Origin of the sequence: Rugamonas rivuli, from assembly GCF_009380165.1 — a bacterium.
Lineage (GTDB): Bacteria > Pseudomonadota > Gammaproteobacteria > Burkholderiales > Burkholderiaceae_D > Rugamonas > Rugamonas rivuli.
Window position 1 is genome coordinate 1 of sequence record NZ_WHUF01000024.1, and the last position, 312, is coordinate 312.

The window sequence follows — 312 nt, forward strand, 5'->3', positions numbered from 1 at the left end:
ACTGAATACATAGGTATGCAAAGCGAACGCGGCGAACTGAAACATCTAAGTAGCTGCAGGAAAAGAAATCAACCGAGATTCCCAAAGTAGTGGCGAGCGAAATGGGAAGAGCCTGCACGTTTTAGCATGACGCATAACAGAATCCTCTGGAAATAGGAGCCATAGCGGGTGATAGCCCCGTATGTGAAATGCGATGTGTGGAACTAAGCGTGCGACAAGTAGGGCGGGACACGAGAAATCCTGTCTGAATATGGGGGGACCATCCTCCAAGGCTAAATACTCGTAATCGACCGATAGTGAACCAGTACCGTG

At 49.0% G+C, this 312-nt stretch carries 1 rRNA gene; it reads left to right on the plus strand.

Going from position 1 to position 312, the window contains the following annotated elements:
• A 23S ribosomal RNA gene (locus GEV01_RS30580) occupies positions 1–312 on the plus strand; the annotation flags it as partial.